The organism is Brasilonema angustatum, assembly GCF_059505445.1.
On the sequence record NZ_JCACKO010000129.1, the window covers coordinates 167,733 to 187,541 of the forward strand.

Consider the following 19,809-nt stretch of genomic DNA (forward strand, 5'->3'; position numbering starts at 1 on the left):
ACATATAATCAATAACAGTTAAACACGCGCGTCAATGGATACAAATGAGACTGGAAGCATTGCCAGCATTATTGAAAAGCGTCTTCCCTTAGCTAGAAAAGTAATAGATGTAGAGGCGGAACTTAAATCCCTAGACTCAGCAGTCCGACATCTTCAAAAGCATCAGAATCAGTTACTGAAACGATTTGAGGATTCAAGTGTACCTAGCTTTTTGGAGAACATCTGTTTAACCACACTACAATCGAGCATTAATACTGAACTAGAAGCGCTGACAAAACTCAAAGAGCGCTTTTGCCGTAAGACACTTAATATTGGCGTTGTTGGACGAGCAAACCAAGGTAAGAATTGGTTGCTACAGAGTCTAACAGGACTGACGTGTGCTGAGATTCCAGATGGAAACACACATCATTGCACAGATGTTTGTAGTTTTATTTACAATAATAATAATGGGGAGACTTACGCTGAGGTTTGGTTTCACTCAGAGCAGTCATTTCTAGATGAGGTGATCAGTCCCTACTATGAAAAACTTGGCTTGGGTGAAAAACCAAAGACGGTAGACGAGTTTGCCACTAAACCTTTGCCTTTATTGCTCAGTAATCATCCTGAATACCCTGCACAGGTAGCAGCGTATGAACAACTACTACAGTATCACATACATTTAGACAAATATCGCTCCCTTTTGCAGCAATCTTCACCCCGCCACATTTGTGCGAACCAAATTCGGGAGTACGTGGCTCAAGAGACTGCTTCCAGTCAGAGGATCTTTTTTAACCCTTCGGGTATCTCCTCCCTTGGCACTACGCCAACGCTCAGCCTGTGTGAAACAGATACGCACAGCCAGCACGTAAGCGCTTTGCGCACACTTGGTGAACGCGCAGCGTCTGGGATAGAAAAGGGAAAACGCCAGTCGCACGCCACTGGCTACAACGGGGGAGAACCTCCGCAATCGCCACAACACTTAGTAGCCGCGCACGGCGCTGGCTCCCCTCCAAAAGCACCGCAGATTCTTTCGGAGGGAGATCCTCCTTTGAACTCCTGGCTGTCTCACCATCTGGCAGTTAGGGAAATTAAGATTACTTGTCAATTCAATCACGCTGATGTTGGACAAATAGCCTTTGTAAATATACCTGGTTTGGGTGATACGGGTATTTGGGATGAACAGCGTCTGATGAAAATTTTAGCGCAACAGGTTGATGCGATCCTGTTTGTGCGCATGCCAAAGTCAACTGACGACGACTGGAGGGATGTAGATGTGCGTTTGTATAACACGGTGCGTGCAGCACAAGTTGATGTTGTGCCAACTAACTTGTGCTCCTTTATGATACTTAACCGTACAGAAGCTGATTCACGCTTTGGTGACAACTCCAAAAGCTGCCAAAATTTAGCACACGATATTGCTAAAACAAAAATCAGTGTTGTCAAGTGTGTAACGGCTAACTGCGCCGATACTCAAGAAGCGCACAAAGTTCTTGAACAAGTTCTTGATTATTTCAAGGCAAAAATGACTGATTTAGATGAGAAATACGCCTTCTTACGCCAACAACAATTAAATTTACTCCAAAACCAAGTGAAAGCTGAGTTAGAGAAAGTCAGCAAGGCTTTAGATTTAGCAACCCATGATGATATTCATGGGCTTGGGCTGTTTGAGGAAAAATTCAAAGAACTTTGGTTGGCTGTAACAAACAGTCTAGAGGAACTGCTGACAGGGCTTAGGCGAAAGCGAGAAGCAGTTGATATGGACTTTAAAAAGCAAGTAGAAACTGTTTTGCAAACTTGTCGAAGTGATACAGGAATTCCGTCAATTCAAGAAATAGAACAGCGTTTTTGCCTAGAAAAGAGCTACGCAATTATATACGAAAAGTACCTGAATGAAATCCGTGCTCATTTGTCGAAACATCTGTCGTCATTGGATATCGGTTTAGAGCGATCGCTTGACAAAGTTAAATCGCAACTGACTCAGATACTAATGGACAAGGGACAGTTGGAAAAACTGACACAAGCCAAAGGAGGTGAATTTATGGAGGCGATCGCCAACCAAATACCTGACGAACTCATACCAGGGATACCGAGTAAACTTAAATATGGATTCCAAACCCTAGCTAGGTTTAAGCTTTCTTACCGAGGATTTCTACAGTATCGCATTCGCAAATGTTTAGATGGATTGACTCCCAATCAGCCTGCAACCCTAAAGCTTTCCGCATCGTCCTCTGCTGAGCAAGTGCTGCTCAATCTCAAAATAGCTTACGCAGAAGCTGTGAGTAAGTGTGAAAAAGCTTTGAAAGAACTACTGTGCGAGCCAAGTCAAGTGATTTATGCCATTGTAGAAGAATTTGTAGATTCCATACTTCGCGCAACAGATGTAGAAAGTGAATGGCGAATCTTTCTACAAGATGTTCGACGGCAAATTTGGCAGGAATTTCAACACCTGGGCGATACTCCTCCAAATCCGTCCCTAGGTGATACTCCGAAGGGAGTCATCCAAAGTAATCGCACCCAACTGCAGCCTCAGGTATCTCCCACTCAATAACTGTTAACTGCCACTGGCATGCTATTTGCACTTAATGAGAGAACCAACAGTTGTTCTGAGCCTCGCTCTTTGAAGAACTGGCGAACTTCAGAGGAAACCGGAGTACAACACACAACTGTTGGTAACGCAGTGCCTCCTCAAGTGAAGACAGCATGTACCTACTACCTGCGGGTTACCCTCGGTGCATACCACTCGCTGCCTCACCCAGGTGCTGGTTGTTTTTGACAAACGCGCTCAGGGTGTGAATGTACTCAAATGTGAGATGTTAACAGCTTAGAAGTGAAGCGATACCAGGATTTAGGCATCTGTCATATTGTTTGGGAGACGCTACTACAGGCAAGATACTATTGAAGTATTTCTTGTGTTTTAAAAGAGTCAATATTTTTTGATTGTTTAGACTTTTCAAGAATTAAAGAGAGAAAATTTTTCTATACTTTCAAAGGCTCCTTTAGCTCAAATGTAGAACAAAATACCGCTGATTTTATTTGATTTTGAAAACTTCGCGGTCTTTGTAATCTACCTATCCGAAAACTCAACAGATAAGGTGATCAACTGATTTCTTTAAGTATATTGTTTCTTCTTATTACAGGAGACTAACATTTTTGTTGTGTATGAATAGTCTGTTCTCAGCTATCTACCAATAATTTCAAATTAGCGAAGACTTATTTGACTTCCACTATACCACCCTCTGGACTTAAAATTTCTCTCATGATATAGATTTTTTATAATTATTTACAAGGTAAAAAAGGTTTTTCATGAAAGTCTAATTTGTTACTTAAGTGGATGACTGTAAGTACGATAGTACTTATTATCTATGATGTAAATTTAAGATAAAGTTATTTTTTTGCTAAAATGAAGTTTTGATAAATCTATTTTAGAGAAGCAGTGAAAGACAAAATTTCAACTTTTAAAATAACTTTAGGATTGTTTCATCTCTATATCTCCGAAAATCACTTAATATAAATATATTGAAAAAGAGTTATTTTTGTTTTTTGAAAATAATTAAGCTTGAACTTGAAATATAGATACGTTTAGTTATTTTTAGTTAGGATGAGAATAATGAATGTGTCTTAGACTTGGAGGTTTTTAAAAAAAAAATTAAGAATGAAAAGATGAATTTGCTAAAAATTACAATTTTCAGTTATCTATTCTATCCATCTCTAGGTAAAAAAATCTACGCCTGACTAACTTAATGGAAAACGAGAAAATGCTTATCCTAAATACTTTAAAAAGAGTCAATTATGAATATAAAAATGTGAACTGGATTGCCTGAGTGCTAAGGTTTGTAAGCTATTGTGCTTTTAAACCTACTTAGAGAGTTCTAGATAAATACTGAGAAATATAAACATAGTTAACGTCTTTAGAAAGGTGGTACTACGATCATAATGAGGAAAAATAACTATTATGAAATGTTAATACCATATACTGGGATGAAAATAGAAGTTCTATTGTCAGTAAAAATTAGGCTATCTTCTATGAATTATGAATTTATTAATATAAGATAGCTTGAGCAGATTATACATAATATGAAAATATCTACACTGACTCAATGACTTCTAATGTTTTTTCTGTAAGTAGATAGACTAGCTTTGAGAGATTTTTCTTCTGAATAGAGGTGGTAACTCGACCACAGACAGGTAAGTCTTCATTTCATTTAAAATATAAGATACTGTAAAAATGGAGGCGATTAAGATAAAAATGCACAAATCTTGAAAGCTATATTATTAATTGTTGAAGTGCCATTGAGAGGATATAAGGCAAATAATTCTAGCAAGAAGTTGACTTTTGTAAACAGTGACTTATTGATCCAAACTTTCAAATCGTTGATCCTCACCAATAATTCTTACTAAAACATACAGAAAAGGTAGCTATCAAGGATGATTACTTTAAACAGAAAATATTTTGTGAGCATGTGTTATGGGCAAAGAAAAAGGCTTTGATAACTACAATTTTCGAAAATCGTGATTTCGTTTACAAAAGATGGTTCAATCAAATGTATAAAATTGATAGTCAAGTTTTGTTCATGTTGTTAAAAACTTTATTCTCACAGCAACGACTCTACAATTAAATTCTTTTTAGATATAAAAAAATTTTTTTTTCTTTTTCTGTTTGATAAAAAAATGAAGCATACTTTTACGAAACAAAAAAAAAGTTTAGTGTTAACGAAATGACTTGTTTCATGACAAAAACTCTGATAATCTTATCGTTTCTATACCCTAGTTAATTTCTTTTGATGATGTTAACGACCAGCAGATAGTAGAACAAAATGACAAATAAGAAATGGGCTGTAAAACGTATCACTGTGAATCTAGCCGCACAGGAAGCGGAAAAACTTGACAAGTATTGTCGGCAGACAGGTAGACCTGCAACGGATGTTATCCGAGAGCTGATCCGTAGACTGCCACTCTCCTCAGAGGAGGCTACAGAAGCAAGCACATAAATGGGAGTAGTTAATAGTTAGTCAAACAAATCACCTCAGAAAAATACAGATGTCAGTCGCCAAAATTAAGCTTGGGGATTGTGTGCGACTGGTGAGACAGCACTATACACGAGGGTCTCTCTAGGTGACTGCGCTCTATGCCTGCGGCTGGCCATTCGGCTATCGCAGCGATCTGCGGAGGGAGGTCATCCCCGATAGCCGTAAGGCGTGGCGGAGCGCCATAGGGTTGATGAATATTGGTCTCACGCCCAGGCCGCCACTTTGAAGTCGCGGCGCTACGCGTTTCAAACCCGCTTGAAGAAAGAACATTTCACGTGCTTGAAAACCTTTACTTCAAGTATTGGGTATTTTGACTCAAGCAATTCTGATTTCTGAGTTTTTCTGACAACTGACAACCCAGCACTTGAGGTGAGTAGCAAATTCCGACACCAACCCAGTTACAATTTGTAATGAAACTGAAAAGGTAAAGACGGAATGCGCGTTGCGATCATAGGAGCGGGACTAGCTGGACTAGCAACTGCTATCGATTTGTCTGATGCTGGCTGTGAAGTCCACATTTTTGAGTCTCGTCCGTTTGTTGGAGGGAAAGTGAGTAGTTGGCTTGATGGTAATGCCAACCATATTGAAATGGGGTTGCATGTCTTTTTTGGCAACTACTACCAGCTTTTGGAATTGATGAAGAAAGTGGGGGCGTTGGAAAACCTGCGCCCAAAAGAGCATAGCCACATTTTCATCAATCAAGGGGGAAAAGTTGGTGCTTTAGATTTTCGCTTTGTCATGGGTGCACCTTTTAATGGATTAAAAGCGTTTTTCACCAGTTCCCAACTTTCGTTACTGGATAAATTCCAAAATGCGATCGCATTAGGAACCAGTCCGATAGTACGCGGTTTGGTGGACTTTAACGGCGCGATGAAAAACATCCGCGACTTGGATAAAGTTAGCTTTGCTGACTGGTTTCGTAGTCACGGCGGTAATGAGGGTAGTATTAAGCGAATGTGGAACCCCATCGCCTACGCCCTCGGCTTTCTCGATTGCGAACATATTTCTGCCCGTTGTATGTTGACAGTCTTTCAGCTATTTGCAGTGAAAACCGAGGCGTCGAAACTGCGAATGCTGGAAGGTTCCCCCTATGAGTACTTGCACAAGCCGATCTTGGAATATCTGGAAACTAGGGGGACAAAGATTTACACTCGTAGGAGAGTACGAGAAATACAGTTTATTGAGGAGGAACACCAAACCCGTGTTAGTGGTGTTGTCATAGCTGATGGTGATAGAGAAGATATCATTACTGCTGATGCTTATGTCGCTGCCTGTGATGTTCCAGGAATTCAGCGTTTGTTACCTCAACAGTGGCGCAAGTGGCAGGAATTTGAGAATATATACAAGTTAGAATGTGTGCCAGTGGCAACAGTTCAATTGCGGTTTGATGGCTGGGTGACGGAACTGCATGATACTCAAGAGCGCAAACAGCTTAATCGTGCAGCGGGAATTGATAATTTACTTTATACTGCCGATGCTGACTTTTCTTGTTTTGCTGATTTAGCATTAACTAGCCCTGGTGATTATTACAGGGAAGGGCAAGGTTCACTATTGCAGCTTGTGTTAACACCAGGTGATCCGTTTATTAAGCAAAGTAATGAGGCGATCGCCCAGCATGTCCTCAAGCAAGTACATGAGTTGTTCCCCTCCTCACGAGAGCTAAACATGACTTGGTACAGTGTAGTGAAACTTGCTCAGTCTTTGTACAGAGAAGCACCAGGAGTGGATATTTACCGTCCTCAGCAAAAGACGCCAATTTCTAATTTCTTCCTAGCAGGTAGTTATACGCAGCAGGACTATATCGATAGTATGGAAGGTGCAACAATTTCAGGAAGGCGTGCGGCGAAGGCAATTTTGGACAATGTGAAGAAATGAACCGCCTTAGCAAAGCGTGTCTGCAGGACATAGGCGCTAAAAACGCCAAGGAATAACAGATATGGCAGATTGGTTGGAGCATAGTGTGCAGGTTGAGGTAGAGGCTCCCATAGACTTAGTTTGGAGCTTATGGTCTGATTTGGAACAGATGCCCCGTTGGATGAAATGGATTGATTCGGTGAAGGTTCCAGAAGATAATCCAGAAATATCGATATGGAAGCTCAATACTGGGGGTTTAGAGTTTACTTGGAAATCCCGCATTCTTAAAGTTGTCCCTAACCAAATCATCCAGTGGGAATCGGTGGATGGTTTGCCAAATCGAGGGGCAGTGCGTTTTTATGACCGCCACAGTAGTAGTATTGTTAAACTGACTATTGCCTATGCTATCCCTGGTATTCTAGGGAAGATTATGGATAATTTGTTTTTGGGACGGGCGGTTGAATCAACTCTCAAGAGTGATATGGAAAAGTTTCGAGAATACGCTCTTCAGGCGAAATCGAATGTATCCCAGTAGAGTAGTGCTTACGGTTGTGGCTTCTAAAAAAATCTATAGCAGGGAACAAGGAACAGGGAACGCTTAACAGGGAACAGGGTTGAAAATCTCGTGATGTCCGTATTTTCTCATTCGTTAATGTCCTAATCTACCTGGCAACGGCTATAACTTCCTAGGCCTTCATGAGTAAGCGCGACTTTCCGCCCACGGCTATAAGCCGAGGGGCTTTCTGCTTTAAATATTGTCAAATTTTGTCAAAATAACTATGACTTACGCACTATACAAATTGACCATCATGTGCATAACGTCATTGTGTCGTTTTAGGCTGTTGGGAACAACTCAACAACAGATAGTGTTCGCTCTTCATAGTGAAAAAATCAAACCTCAAGTGTCTGAAAAATCCAATTACATATTTGATTGTTTATGTCAATGCGTAAATCCTAATAACATAACGCTAGGTATCGCAAGTTCTCATCTCGAACAGCACACTTTGCAAAACTTCATACAAGCATGTCAGAGGTAGAGTACAGCTAATTATTTCTATATCTAGCAAGGTATAGATAAATGACAAATCCTTTTGTAAGAAGTCAACTTAAGACAGAAATTGAGCTACCAGAGTTGCTAAATGTAAAAGGCGCATCCGATACACCTTCAATATTTGCCACAATAGTATAAGTCATTTGCTGGAGTGGCTGAACCAGCACAGTCTAGGATATATTTTATCCCAATACAGTTCAGTTAAGGAAATTAATCTGTTGAGGCAGGCAGGGGGGCAGAGGAGCAGAGGAGCAGAGGAGCAGAGGAGCAGAGGCGAAAGAACTAATGGTAATGGACGTTAACTCTTCATCTCCCCTGCTCCCCATCTCCCCATCTCCCCTGCTGTCTCAACGAATAAATGTCTTAACTGAACCGTATTGTATTTTATCCCACAAGATAGTGTTGGATTATAGGTTTTGCACTGAACATTATCGCCCTAACTGAATTTAGGTAACGGGCGTTGTTGATGATAACTGGTGTGGGGCAATCTTGATAGCATGATTTTTACCTCTAACTCAAGTCAAGCTTTGACTTGGGTTGCTATGCAAGCAAATGTAAGAGTTATAAAACAAGTATCGTAGGCAACAAGAACTCATGAGTGATTGTTTTAGACTGTTTGAAGATAACTTGCGATAATCGCTCTTGTCACGTTTTGCACTTAGAATTAAAGTGAACTTAACAGGAATTATCTTCAACTATCTTTTGGTACTGAATTTTATTTAACTCGAATGACTACTAACACCAATTGTTGCTAGTTTTTCTCGTATATCCTGAATACTACAACCAACACACTTACCGCTAACCGAATGTAGTCACAACTGTTTCCCACCGTATTTTCTCCCACCAATTCTGAGCAATGTCATCCCTTGATCAGCCCTTTGCCAGTTATCACCTTTGGTCTTTAGTTGCCCCAGCCGCATGGCAACAACGTTGGCATTGCCAGATGAGAAGAGGTTTTATTAAAGCCCGACAACACGAACCAGAAGTCAAAGCGCTTTTGACAAAAGCGACAGCATCGCAGCGTATTGGTTTACTAGCACAAAAAGGCGTTTATGAATTTCATCACCACATCCATCTGTTGAACCAATCTGATGGTGTAGAAAAAGTTGCACAGCTTTTGAGATTAAGCAACTCAACTGATGAAGTTAAGCAACGCGTCTTACAAATTTTGAAAAAATATTACGATGAACCCTTACTTTTAGGCAAACGTATCATCCTTTTAACTCGCGGGGATGAGGGTTTTCCCAAACCGATTTTGATTTCACAACAACGTTATCACTTTCGTTTGTATGCAGTGATGGACTGTGTATTTGTTGAGTCTGATAGCATTTTGCATATTATAGATTTTAAAACTGGAAAATCCGCTTTTGACCGACGACAGGCATTAGTTTATTTACTTGCGGCTCGTTATCTTTACCCTAGGTATCAGGCGGTAGCTTCATTTTATAATTTGGAACTTTGTAAAAAATCTGAGATAATTAGTCTTTCTAAGGATGAATTAGACATAATAGAACGCGAATTAGCTGAGATTGCCAAAAAACATCAGCAAGATTTACAAAAATATCAAGAAAAAAGCGGTGACTTTAGTAAAATTTTTCCACCAAATCCTGGGTCTCACTGCCGCTTTTGTCCATTTCACGAAATATGTGAATTTTCTACCTTCAAAGATTTACCAATGCAAAACTAGAGAATGTAAATATAACAATTTATCAAAAATTTTTAAACAAAAATAAGAGTTTTACCTAATCTTGACGTTGATTCCTGATTCAGTGTAGTATCTGTTACCAGAAACATCATAAAAAAAGGAAGGGGACTCCATGACTTCTGCTGACGCGTCGCTACAAATTCCTTCCCAAACCTCAAACTATACAACCAATGATGTTGTACTTAGTTTGAAAACAAACCCTCAATTAGACGCAGATAATACTCAGCAGGGAGCATATACCAACATTGTTAATAGCTTCATAAAACCAGTCAACACGAACAACCTTAATTCGCCGTCTACCAACCTATCTGCTGAAAGTTTTAGCAGGTTGCCTGTTGTGAATGAGAGCGATACACTGCTCAATAACTCCGAAGACTTCGAGAACCAAGTAGGTAGAAGCTATTATGACTTTGGACTAGCGGGCGACTTGAGCAAGGGCAAGGATGAATTACTGAATCATAACGCTCAAGGAAATCCACCGCAAAAGGTGGCTCAAGAGAGTTTGGTTTTTATTGACCCTCATTTAGAAGATTATCAAAGTCTGGTTGCTGGTATCTCACCAGAAGCGAAGGTGGTTGTGCTAGATCCCTCCAAGGATGGTATCGAACAAATCACGAGGGAATTGTCCAACTACAATCACGTCGTTTCCAAAGTAGAAATTCTTTCTCATGGCGCATCAGGGCGTCTGCAATTGGGACAAACTTCCTTAGATTCTGCTGCCCTTAACCGATACAGCCAACAATTACAAAGTTGGGCAGAAGCCCTGACTGATAATGCTGATATCCTCATCGATGGCTGTAACGTTGCTCAAGGCGAACAAGGTAAACGTTTTGTAACAAAGCTGAGCGAATTCACAGGGGCTGATATTGCTGCTTCCACCGATTTAACTGGGGATGCTGCTCAAGGAGGCGATTGGAATTTAGAGTATAAAGTCGGTCAAATAGAATCAGTGTCATCGTTGCAACCCCAAACGCAGCGAACATACCATGCAACTTTGGGAGAGGCAATTAATTTTCCAGAAGGTTTCATGAAGAGCATCGAGGACTACGGGGCAAAACCTGACGATGGTATCGACGATACTGCCGCTATCCAAAAAGCGCTTGACGATGATCGGCGCGATGTTAACGGCAACTCTCTATATGGTGCACCCGACCAGTACAACGGTCGCCCTAAAGTACTTTACTTGCCAGCAGGTACTTACGATGTGAGTGGTACACTCAATTGGATTGGCAGCGACGTCACTCTTCAAGGTCAGGGCAATGGCGCTACCACTATCCGCCTTAGGGACAATGCATCTGGCTTCGATAACCCTAATGCCCCCAAGCCAGTCATTCAAACCCAAGATGGTAATATGTCTTTCCGCCAGTACATTAGGAACCTCACCGTTAATACTGGAAAGGGGAATACTGGGGCGATCGGCATAGACTATATTTCCAACAATGTTGGTTCAATGCGTGATGTCACAATTAAATCTGAAGACGGCAAGGGTTTTGCAGGTCTAGCAATGGATCGCAATTGGCCAGGTCCGTGTCTGATTAAGCATGTCCAAATTGAAGGCTTTGACTATGGCATTCGGGTCAGCCCAGGTGAATATGGTCCAACTTTCGAGGACATCACCCTGAAAAACCAACAGGTAGCAGGTATTAATAACGTGTACGGGGCGCTCACGATTCGCGGACTGCACAGCACCAACAGTGTACCAGTGATTAAAGGAACGAGCTGGGCTGGTATGGTTACCTTACTAGACGCTAACCTCCAAGGGGGTGCACCCAACGTTAGCGCAATTGAAACCGAAGGCGAACTCTACGCGCGCAACCTTACTACCAGTGGCTACCAGTCAGCAATTAAGTACAAAGGTGTGGTGGTTCCTGGTACAATGCAGACCGAATATGCCTCAAATACCTACCAGTTGTTCGATGGTCCTAAGCAGTCTCTGAATTTGCCAATCAAGGAGACTCCGGAGTACCACGACAACAATATGGCGAATTGGGGACGCTTTGAGTCCAAAGAGTATGGCGATATGAGCTCTTTGCAGTCGTTGCTCAACTCCGGCAAGTCCACAATTTACTTCCCCTTTGACAAATACTTCTCCTACAACGAAACGGTAGTTACCGTACCCGCATCGGTCAAACGCATCGTCGGCTTTTCATCAGTGATTAATGAGCACCCTGATGGTAAAAACGGCGGCGGCATTAAGTTTGTAGTCGAGGGGGATAGTTCAGATCCGCTCATTGTTGAGCAGTTCGGCTATGGAGTCAAAGTGGAGCAAAAGTCATCGCGACCAGTAGCGCTCAAGGATGGCATCTATCAGTACACCTCAAGTCCTGGTGCAGGCGACTTGTTCCTTGAGGACGTAGGTATTCAACCCCTCCGAGTTCAACCTAATCAGAACGTTTGGGCACGACAGTTAAATGACGAATATGACGGCACCAAGATCCTGAATGACGGCGGTAATCTTTGGATTTTGGGACTCAAGACCGAACGTACTGGCACCGTGATCGAATCGCAAAACAGCGCGAAGACTGAGTTGCTAGGAGGGGTTATCACTCCGGCGCGCTCGTTTTCTGCTGAAGAAAAGCTAAAACCAGCCTTCATTAGCAACAACTCTCAAACCTCGCTAGTGTATCGATCAATCTATTACGATCCAGCACAATATTACGACGTTCAAGTCGAGCAGACGCGTAACGGGGAGACACGTCGATTGTCAAGCAGTCAAATTCCGCAACAGGTGACGCTGTTTGCAGGGTAGTGTTAACGATGCAGAGTATGAGGGTAGAGTGAGGAATACCCCTCTACTCTATGCCCTCATACCTTTGTTCGGTCATAAACTCGGCAATTCCTCCAAAATCGTAAACCGAATGTGATTAATTGCTAACTCACCAATTGAAAGATCTTCTTTGGTGAGCCTAGCCCCCTGACTCATCAAGGTTTCAAAGGAGATTCCTTTGCCAATTTCAATGTGATACCAGCATAAGCCCATAAAAAACCTTGCAGGATAAGGTCCACCCCTACCAATATCATCAGGGTTGGATTCCATCGGTAACCAGCCGAAGCCAGGTATGTAAAATTCCAGCCAAACGTGATTATATTGAGGTTGCAGAGGAACTTGCTGGTATTCCGCGTAGGGAGGACATTTGTAGCGACCGACTGTACGACAAGGGATACCATTTAAACGGCATAGAGCAAGTAAAACGCCCACATACTCGCCGCAGGAACCAACACCTCGTTCTAAAACAATATCCGGCGTGTCAATATGGGGTTTAATACCATAAGACAACTCATCGTAGACGTAGTTGCGGATATTGTACATTTTCCGCAGCACATTAGTTTCAGTTCCAATTGCTTCACGAGCAGCGCGGCGAACGATGCTGGTATCCATTGCCAAATCATCATCATCCACTAGGTAGCGGGATTTCAGTTCTACTGACAATTCAGGTACATTCTCTACATCTGTAGGTGTTATGCGATACTTGATTCCCCGGACTTCCAAAACTGCTTTCCAGCCAAAAATATGTCGTTCGCCTGGAGTGAGGGCATCAAATTTGAAAAGAGCGACACGTTGCCCTTGTACGATTTCTTCTGTAAAAGGTAGACCAATCGGTTCAATGTGTTTGATCTTTTGACGCTCAGTTTCTGAGGGCAAAGCAATACGCCATTCTACCTCTGGTAAATACACATCCTCTAATGGCGCTATCTCTTCCATATAAGACATTTCTATCAGATAGCCATTGGAGAGGGTATAACGTTTATCAGGATTGTGATAGTAATTCAGCGGGTGAATGAAAGTGCGATCGCGGTAAGATAACTCATGATTCGGGTCAGCATTGGGATTATCCCGGACATATGGTTCTTCAGAGGCATAGGCAACGTAGAGAGTTTTTTTGCCCGTCTGACTATCTTTATGTATCGCTATCCCCGTGGGAGAATCAAACGGTGTCAGTACACCAAATTTAACTTCCCCAGTAGCCCTGTCGATACAGTACACAGTTTGTTCCACTGTGTCGCTGACCCAAAGTGTTTCTTCATCCACTGCCAAATTTTCTACCCCAACCCCAGGGGCAAAAAATTTAGTAATTTGTTTTCGCGTATCGCGATCAAAAATCAGAATACCTCCCTGCTTTTGGCAACTAACGTAGATAGTTGATTCCCAAACAGCAATCCCATCAGCTGTATAAGGTAAGGTTACAAAATGTTCCAAACCCAACGAATTTAGGTTGCACAGATAAACATGATTGCCTCTAGTCAGCCAAAGAGTATCTTTCCAGACCGAAAGCCCAGTGACATCCATAAAATCTTTGACTTGATGGGAATTGAGAATTTGGGCGTTGTCAGAGTGGGGGTTAATTTGCAACAAATGCCCTTTGACAGTATCAATAGCGATGAGTCTATCTTCAATAAAGGCAATGCCACAAAGGGTAGCAGCACCAAGGGGTCGAATTGTCCTTTTCCCAAGCATTTGGCTGGTAGATGGAAAACTGGGAAGTGTAAAAGTCATATATAAACTAGTTTCATCAAGGGTATAGCACACTTATAGCACCGGAGCAGGGAGCACCGGAGCAGGGAGCAGGCTGGGAATTGTCCCATGGTTTCCGTCTTTTCTCATTAATTGATGTCCTAATCTACCTGGCAACTGCTATAGTACACGTCACTATCAAACGGGTTCAGAATTGGCTTAACAGAGAATTCATTTCCCTGTTTTGGCATAATTTTGATTTGCGAACCGTATTAATGATGAGTCGTACTTAGAATCGAAGGAGATAATGTCTTGGTGACGGAGTTTTCTACTTGTGTTACTCATAATTATCAATATTCTTTTGTGTGATGGAATTCTTCGTGACCGAGTAGCACACCCATATTATCCGGAAGATTATCCGCAAGAAAAAATGCGCAATTGTCAAGAATTCCACGTGCATTGTACAACTTGGTGCTCAACCTAATGTAACCTTGTGTTGATGGTTTTCCAGCCATTGCTAAATTATGATCGAATTTTGTAACCATTCCCTGTGACCTATCGCGATGTCTGCTCACTCTCTACCTGAAAAAGCCGCCGCTGTTTGGCATAGTTTGGAAGTTGATAAATCATTGGAACTGCTTAAGACAAACGCAGACAGTGGCTTAACACCCCAAGAAGTACAACAGCGGTTGCAAGAATATGGTCCCAACGAACTAGAAGAAACTGCTGGACGCAGTGCTTGGGAAATTTTGCTGGACCAGTTCAAAAACATCATGTTGTTGATGCTGATTGCCGTAGCCATAATTTCTGGGGTCATAGACCTGCTAGATTGGCGAGAAAAGCTGGCAAAAGGTGAGATGCCATTTAAAGACACAATCGCCATTTTAGCGATTGTTATCCTCAACGGCATACTCGGTTATGTCCAAGAAAGCCGTGCAGAAAAAGCCTTAGCAGCCCTGAAAAAACTTGCCTCTCCCAACGTACGAGTCATACGAAGTCGCCAACCAGTTGAAATAGCTGGTAAGGATTTGGTACCAGGAGATGTGATGCTCGTGGAAGCAGGGGTACAGGTTGCTGCAGACGGACGCCTCATAGAACAATCTAACCTGCAAGTACGAGAATCGGCACTCACAGGAGAAGCTGAAGCGGTTAATAAACGGGCAGAACTTGTCTTGCCTGAAGAAACTTCCCTTGGCGATCGCCTTAATGTAGTCTACCAAGGTACTGAAGTCGTTCAAGGACGCGCCAAGATTCTGGTGACAAACACTGGGATGCAAACAGAACTTGGCAAAATAGCTTCTATGTTGCAGGCGGTGGAAAGTGAACCAACTCCATTGCAACAGCGGATGACTCAACTTGGTAATGTGCTCGTCACGGGTTCTTTGATTTTGGTTGCGATCGTCGTTGGCGGCGGTGTCATCCAAAACATGATCCAAGGAAAAGGTTTTAGCAACCTTAAAGAGCTTGTGGAAGTTTCTCTAAGTATGGCAGTCGCTGTCGTGCCAGAAGGTTTACCCGCAGTTATTACCGTTACCTTGGCACTGGGAACCCAGCGCATGGTACGTCGCAATGCTTTGATTCGCAAACTCCCAGCAGTGGAAACCCTAGGTTCTGTCACGACTATTTGTTCTGATAAAACTGGCACTTTAACTCAGAACAAGATGGTCGTCCAATCCGCTTACACGAACAACAATACTTTTCGTGTAACAGGAGAAGGTTACACCCCCAAAGGGGAGTTTCAGTTGGATGGTCAAACAATTTCCATAAACCAATCTCCAGAAATCCAAACTTTATTAGTTGCCTGTGCGTTGTGTAATGATTCATTTTTGCAACAGGAACAAGGAGAATGGAAAATTTTGGGCGACCCAACAGAAGGCGCTTTGATAACCCTGGCGGGGAAAGGAGGAATAGAAAAAGACCAGTGGGACAGCAAGCTGCCCCGCGTTAGCGAGTTCCCCTTCTCCTCAGAACGTAAACGAATGAGCGTGATTTGTCGGGTTGAAGGAGTGAACGATGGTGTATCGGCGTTAACATCACCAGACCCTGCAATCAACAACTTATTGCAATCTGAAAAGTATTTAATGTTCACAAAAGGGTCGCCAGAGTTAATTTTGGCACGTTGTACCCACTTTTACGCAAGCACTGGCTCAGCAGGTTTGGATGATCAGCAACGCCGCTATATTTTAGCAGAAAATGACCAAATGGCGGGCAAAGGTTTGCGAGTGCTGGGTTTTGCTTACAAACCCCTCACCGAAATTCCGCCGGAAGGGTCAGATGAGACATCCGAGCAAGGCTTAGTTTGGCTGGGATTGATCGGAATGCTGGATGCACCACGCCCAGAAGTACGAGCAGCAGTGCAAGAATGTCGGGATGCAGGTATTCGACCAGTGATGATTACTGGAGACCATCAACTCACAGCACGAGCGATCGCCACTGATTTGGGAATTGCTCAAGAAGGCGATCGCGCCATTACAGGTCAAGAGTTGCAACGGATGACCGACCAAGAACTGGAGCAAAACGTTGACTTAGTAAGCATTTACGCTCGTGTAGCCCCCGAACATAAACTGCGAATTGTACAAGCGCTGCAACGTCGAGGCAGATTTGTCGCCATGACAGGTGACGGTGTCAACGATGCACCAGCCCTCAAACAAGCTGACATCGGTATTGCAATGGGTATCACTGGTACCGACGTGAGCAAGGAAGCCAGTGATATGGTGTTACTTGATGACAACTTTGCTACCATTGTCTCTGCCACAAAAGAAGGTAGAGTTGTTTACACCAACATTCGCCGCTTTATCAAGTACATTCTTGGAAGTAATATTGGTGAGGTGATCACGATTGCAGCAGCACCAGTTCTTGGACTGGGAGGCGTTCCCCTCAGCCCATTGCAAATTCTTTGGATGAACCTCGTTACGGACGGTTTACCAGCACTAGCTTTAGCTGTAGAACCTCCAGAACCCGACGTGATGAAGCGCCCGCCCTTCAGTCCGCGCGAAAGTATTTTTGCTAGGGGATTGGGTTCTTACATGATTCGGATTGGTATTATCTTTGCCATCATCTCGATTGTTCTGATGGAGTGGGCATATTATCATGTTCAAACAGTCACTGGTCCAGGACTAGACCCAGAACGATGGAAAACAATGGTATTCACTACCCTATGTGTTGCCCAAATGGGTCACGCTATTGCAATTCGCTCAAATTCCCGACTGACTATAGAAATGAATCCTTTCTCAAATCTCTTTGTACTGGGGGCTGTTGTGATCACAACAATTTTGCAATTAATGCTGATTTATGTGGCACCCCTACGCAATTTCTTTGGTACTCACTGGCTGAGTCCAACTGAGTTGGGTATTTGCATTGGTTTTAGTGCTTTGATGTTTGTGTGGATTGAACTCGAAAAACTTTTCTTACGGTTGATGGGTAAAAAACCTGTTTAAAAGGCGAATTTTCACTCAAAGACGGTGGGCAGCGTCCATTTCAGGCATGTCTCACCGTCGTCCATTCTCTACTTGATTTGATTAGATTTGTTGCAAAAATCCGATTATCGTTTAGATGCTGCGGTTTAACTCCGAGTCCTACTGAATGCTCGCAAGCTATGACAACAAACCTTGGTGATTAGTGGTTGTCTTGCGAGTTTAGGAGGTGCTTATTTAACTCTAGTACAGGTAAGATTTTTTGCCGAGGGGATGAGTGCTGGTAAGGGATTTATTGCGATCGCAGCCTTAATTTTTGGCAGATGGCATCCTATAGGTAGTGCTTTGGCTAGTTTGCTGTTTGGGGCTACAGAAGCTTTACAATTGCGAATTCAGGTATTAGGGGATTTGTTAATACGTAGCGCGATAATTTTTGGGACAGAAGTGATAGAGAATCTACATTTTGACCCAGGAAATTCAATTTTTCTCCAGAAAATAAGGAGCTAAAACTTACGCCTTGACAAAATTGTCGAAATGTGCAGGTACGATCATGAGAAAGGTCATACTCTTCAATTAGGCGTTAAGCGTAGCTCTACTATAGGCGATCGCTCATCACCAGTGGCTTGGGAACACGGATAATATCTATTTAGGACTTACGCACTTTACAAATAAACTATTGTGTGCAGAATGCAAAGAGTGCCAACTTCGGTGTGGTTCTGCAATAGTCAGATTTCGCAAGAATTTTCCTCTATCTACTGGCGCATAAGTTGATTTTGCTTGCACCTAATTAAAGAAGGAATGGCAGCAAATAAGTCTGATTCATAAAATCGATTTTTGTCAATGCGTAAGTCCTACTATTGTTAAGCTATGCCTAAGGCTTGCGCCACGGCGATCGCTGCAATTCGCGGCGTCTGGGCAGGAGATACGGCACGCTGAGTCGTTTCACGACACACGCAAGAAACGCTCAACACGACATTTCAAGCATTTTATGTAAGAAGTCTATTTAGCTCCATTCGACATACAACTTTACTCGCGTGAGGTTTCTTATGAAAACAACAAATACTCATACGCAACAAAAAGCTCAAACGGAGAAATTGTCTAAACCTATTGTCGAGAAAATTGCCATTGTCGGTGGTGGACTTGGCGGTTTAGCGGCTGCTGTAGCATTGCAAAAACAGGGGTTTGATGTTCACGTTTACGAAAAAGCACAAGAATTCCGTCCTGCAGGTGCTGGTATCAGTCTTGCCCCAAACGGCTTAAACTGCCTTGCTGCTATTGAACCAAGCATAGTTGAGGATCTCAAACATGCGGGCTGCGACGTTCGTCAGGGAATTTTCAAAAAAATGACAGGAGAAATAATCCAGATTAACCCAATAAGAAGCAGGTATTTAGAGAAATACGGACAGCCATTGATAACGATTTGGTGGTGGCGCGTGCAACAAATCCTTGCATCAAAACTGCTACCAGAAACCATTCACCTCAATTATCGCTGTGTCGGCTTTGAACAGAATGATAAAGGTATGGAAATATACTTTGAAGATGGAAAAAAAGTATATGCAGATTTGCTGATTGGAGCTGATGGTTTACACTCAGCTGTCAGAGAAAAGTTAATTGGGGATGGAAAGCCTCATTATGTGGGAAGTATGATTTGGCGCGCTGTCATCAAATATAACTACGAGCGACTTAAGCCTGATGAAGTCGTTTCTATAAAAGGAAATAAACAGATAATGCGCCTTCTCAATGTAGGTGACGGATATATCTTTTGGGCTATTCGTAAGTTATCGCCAGATTTCTCTGTTTCCGACAGTGCTACTCTTGCCAAGTCTCGCGTTCTCAATGAACTTGCTGGCTGGGAAGAATCTTTGCGAGGACTCGTAGAAGCAACAGAAGCCGAGCAAATCTTAGAAGCACCTATTTGCGATAGAGCACCGTTAACCCACTGGAGTAAAGGCAGGGTAACACTCTTGGGAGATGCTGCTCATCCGATGGCACCTTCAATTGGACAGGGTGCTAGTACCACTTTTGAAGATGCATACGAACTTGCCCAATGCTTTTCTCAATCATCTAGCATTGAAGAAGCTCTTACTAGCTACGAGAAGCGTCGCATCGATCGCACACAAATTATCCAAACTCGCAGTGCATTGGCGGATATGCGCAGCTATGAAACCGACAGCGAAACATCTTCTAGGCAGACACAGGAGCAGCCACAAACGCAAACTGGTGAGGAGTTTCAAGATTGGCTTCATAATTACAAACCTTTTGTGACGAGTTTTGGAGTTTAGACTAGTTCGCGGTGCGAAACTGACGAGACAATCACGAAACAGTAC

General features: G+C 42.7%; 10 protein-coding genes and 1 pseudogene. 10 read left to right on the top strand and 1 reads right to left on the bottom strand.

Going from position 1 to position 19,809, the window contains the following annotated elements:
• Positions 1-34: 34 nt before the first annotated feature.
• The 7 genes from AC5JM2_RS22660 (at position 35) to AC5JM2_RS22690 (ending at position 12,365) form a co-directional block, all read left to right on the top strand.
• Positions 35-2,527: a hypothetical protein gene (locus tag AC5JM2_RS22660; RefSeq protein ID WP_495837073.1), complete on the top strand. Its 2,493-nt coding sequence runs from the start codon at positions 35-37 to the stop codon at positions 2,525-2,527.
• An 18-nt stretch (positions 2,528-2,545) separates the two neighbouring features.
• On the top strand, positions 2,546-2,752 hold the full coding sequence (locus tag AC5JM2_RS22665) for a hypothetical protein (protein ID WP_495837074.1): 207 nt from the start codon (positions 2,546-2,548) through the stop codon (positions 2,750-2,752).
• A gap of 2,041 nt (positions 2,753-4,793) precedes the next feature.
• Complete coding sequence (locus AC5JM2_RS22670) at positions 4,794-4,967, top strand: ribbon-helix-helix protein, CopG family (RefSeq protein ID WP_169263442.1); 174 nt, start codon at positions 4,794-4,796, stop codon at positions 4,965-4,967.
• A gap of 474 nt (positions 4,968-5,441) precedes the next feature.
• Positions 5,442-6,881 carry a 9,9'-di-cis-zeta-carotene desaturase gene (gene zds / locus AC5JM2_RS22675; RefSeq protein ID WP_495837075.1) on the top strand — a complete coding sequence of 480 codons (1,440 nt, stop codon included), beginning with the start codon at positions 5,442-5,444 and terminating at the stop codon, positions 6,879-6,881.
• 61 nt (positions 6,882-6,942) lie between these two features.
• Positions 6,943-7,395 carry an SRPBCC family protein gene (locus AC5JM2_RS22680; protein WP_495837076.1) on the top strand — a complete coding sequence of 151 codons (453 nt, stop codon included), beginning with the start codon at positions 6,943-6,945 and terminating at the stop codon, positions 7,393-7,395.
• Between the two features lie 1,372 nt (positions 7,396-8,767).
• The gene (locus AC5JM2_RS22685; RefSeq protein WP_495837077.1) at positions 8,768-9,598 is read left to right on the top strand and encodes a PD-(D/E)XK nuclease family protein; all 831 of its coding nucleotides are present in this window, start codon (positions 8,768-8,770) and stop codon (positions 9,596-9,598) included.
• Positions 9,599-9,728: 130 nt separating this feature from the next.
• The gene (locus AC5JM2_RS22690) at positions 9,729-12,365 is read left to right on the top strand and encodes a DUF4347 domain-containing protein (RefSeq protein WP_495837078.1); all 2,637 of its coding nucleotides are present in this window, start codon (positions 9,729-9,731) and stop codon (positions 12,363-12,365) included.
• Between the two features lie 72 nt (positions 12,366-12,437).
• On the opposite strand, the gene AC5JM2_RS22695 is transcribed toward AC5JM2_RS22690, so the two are convergent.
• Positions 12,438-14,111, bottom strand: a complete 1,674-nt coding sequence (locus tag AC5JM2_RS22695) for a transglutaminase domain-containing protein (RefSeq protein WP_495837079.1) — start codon at positions 14,109-14,111, stop codon at positions 12,438-12,440.
• Positions 14,112-14,632: 521 nt separating this feature from the next.
• Between AC5JM2_RS22695 and AC5JM2_RS22700 the strand changes: the two genes are divergently transcribed.
• The 3 genes and pseudogenes from AC5JM2_RS22700 (at position 14,633) to AC5JM2_RS22710 (ending at position 19,764) form a co-directional block, all read left to right on the top strand.
• Positions 14,633-17,506: a cation-translocating P-type ATPase gene (locus tag AC5JM2_RS22700; protein WP_495837080.1), complete on the top strand. Its 2,874-nt coding sequence runs from the start codon at positions 14,633-14,635 to the stop codon at positions 17,504-17,506.
• Between the two features lie 171 nt (positions 17,507-17,677).
• Positions 17,678-17,887 (top strand): annotated as a pseudogene (locus AC5JM2_RS22705) (ABC transporter permease subunit); the annotation flags it as partial.
• Positions 17,888-18,528: 641 nt separating this feature from the next.
• Positions 18,529-19,764, top strand: a complete 1,236-nt coding sequence (locus AC5JM2_RS22710) for an FAD-dependent oxidoreductase (RefSeq protein WP_495837081.1) — start codon at positions 18,529-18,531, stop codon at positions 19,762-19,764.
• Positions 19,765-19,809 lie beyond the last annotated feature (45 nt).

Bases quoted from the DNA above. Each gene is read 5' to 3' on its own strand.
- AC5JM2_RS22690 (WP_495837078.1), top strand. From the start codon at position 9,729: ATGACTTCTGCTGACGCGTCGCTACAAATTCCTTCCCAAACCTCAAAC.
- zds (WP_495837075.1), top strand. From the start codon at position 5,442: ATGCGCGTTGCGATCATAGGAGCGGGACTAGCTGGACTAGCAACTGCT.
- AC5JM2_RS22685 (WP_495837077.1), top strand. From the start codon at position 8,768: ATGTCATCCCTTGATCAGCCCTTTGCCAGTTATCACCTTTGGTCTTTA.
- AC5JM2_RS22700 (WP_495837080.1), top strand. From the start codon at position 14,633: ATGTCTGCTCACTCTCTACCTGAAAAAGCCGCCGCTGTTTGGCATAGT.
- AC5JM2_RS22670 (WP_169263442.1), top strand. From the start codon at position 4,794: ATGACAAATAAGAAATGGGCTGTAAAACGTATCACTGTGAATCTAGCC.
- AC5JM2_RS22695 (WP_495837079.1), bottom strand. From the start codon at position 14,111: ATGACTTTTACACTTCCCAGTTTTCCATCTACCAGCCAAATGCTTGGG.
- AC5JM2_RS22660 (WP_495837073.1), top strand. From the start codon at position 35: ATGGATACAAATGAGACTGGAAGCATTGCCAGCATTATTGAAAAGCGT.
- AC5JM2_RS22710 (WP_495837081.1), top strand. From the start codon at position 18,529: ATGAAAACAACAAATACTCATACGCAACAAAAAGCTCAAACGGAGAAA.
- AC5JM2_RS22665 (WP_495837074.1), top strand. From the start codon at position 2,546: ATGCTATTTGCACTTAATGAGAGAACCAACAGTTGTTCTGAGCCTCGC.
- AC5JM2_RS22680 (WP_495837076.1), top strand. From the start codon at position 6,943: ATGGCAGATTGGTTGGAGCATAGTGTGCAGGTTGAGGTAGAGGCTCCC.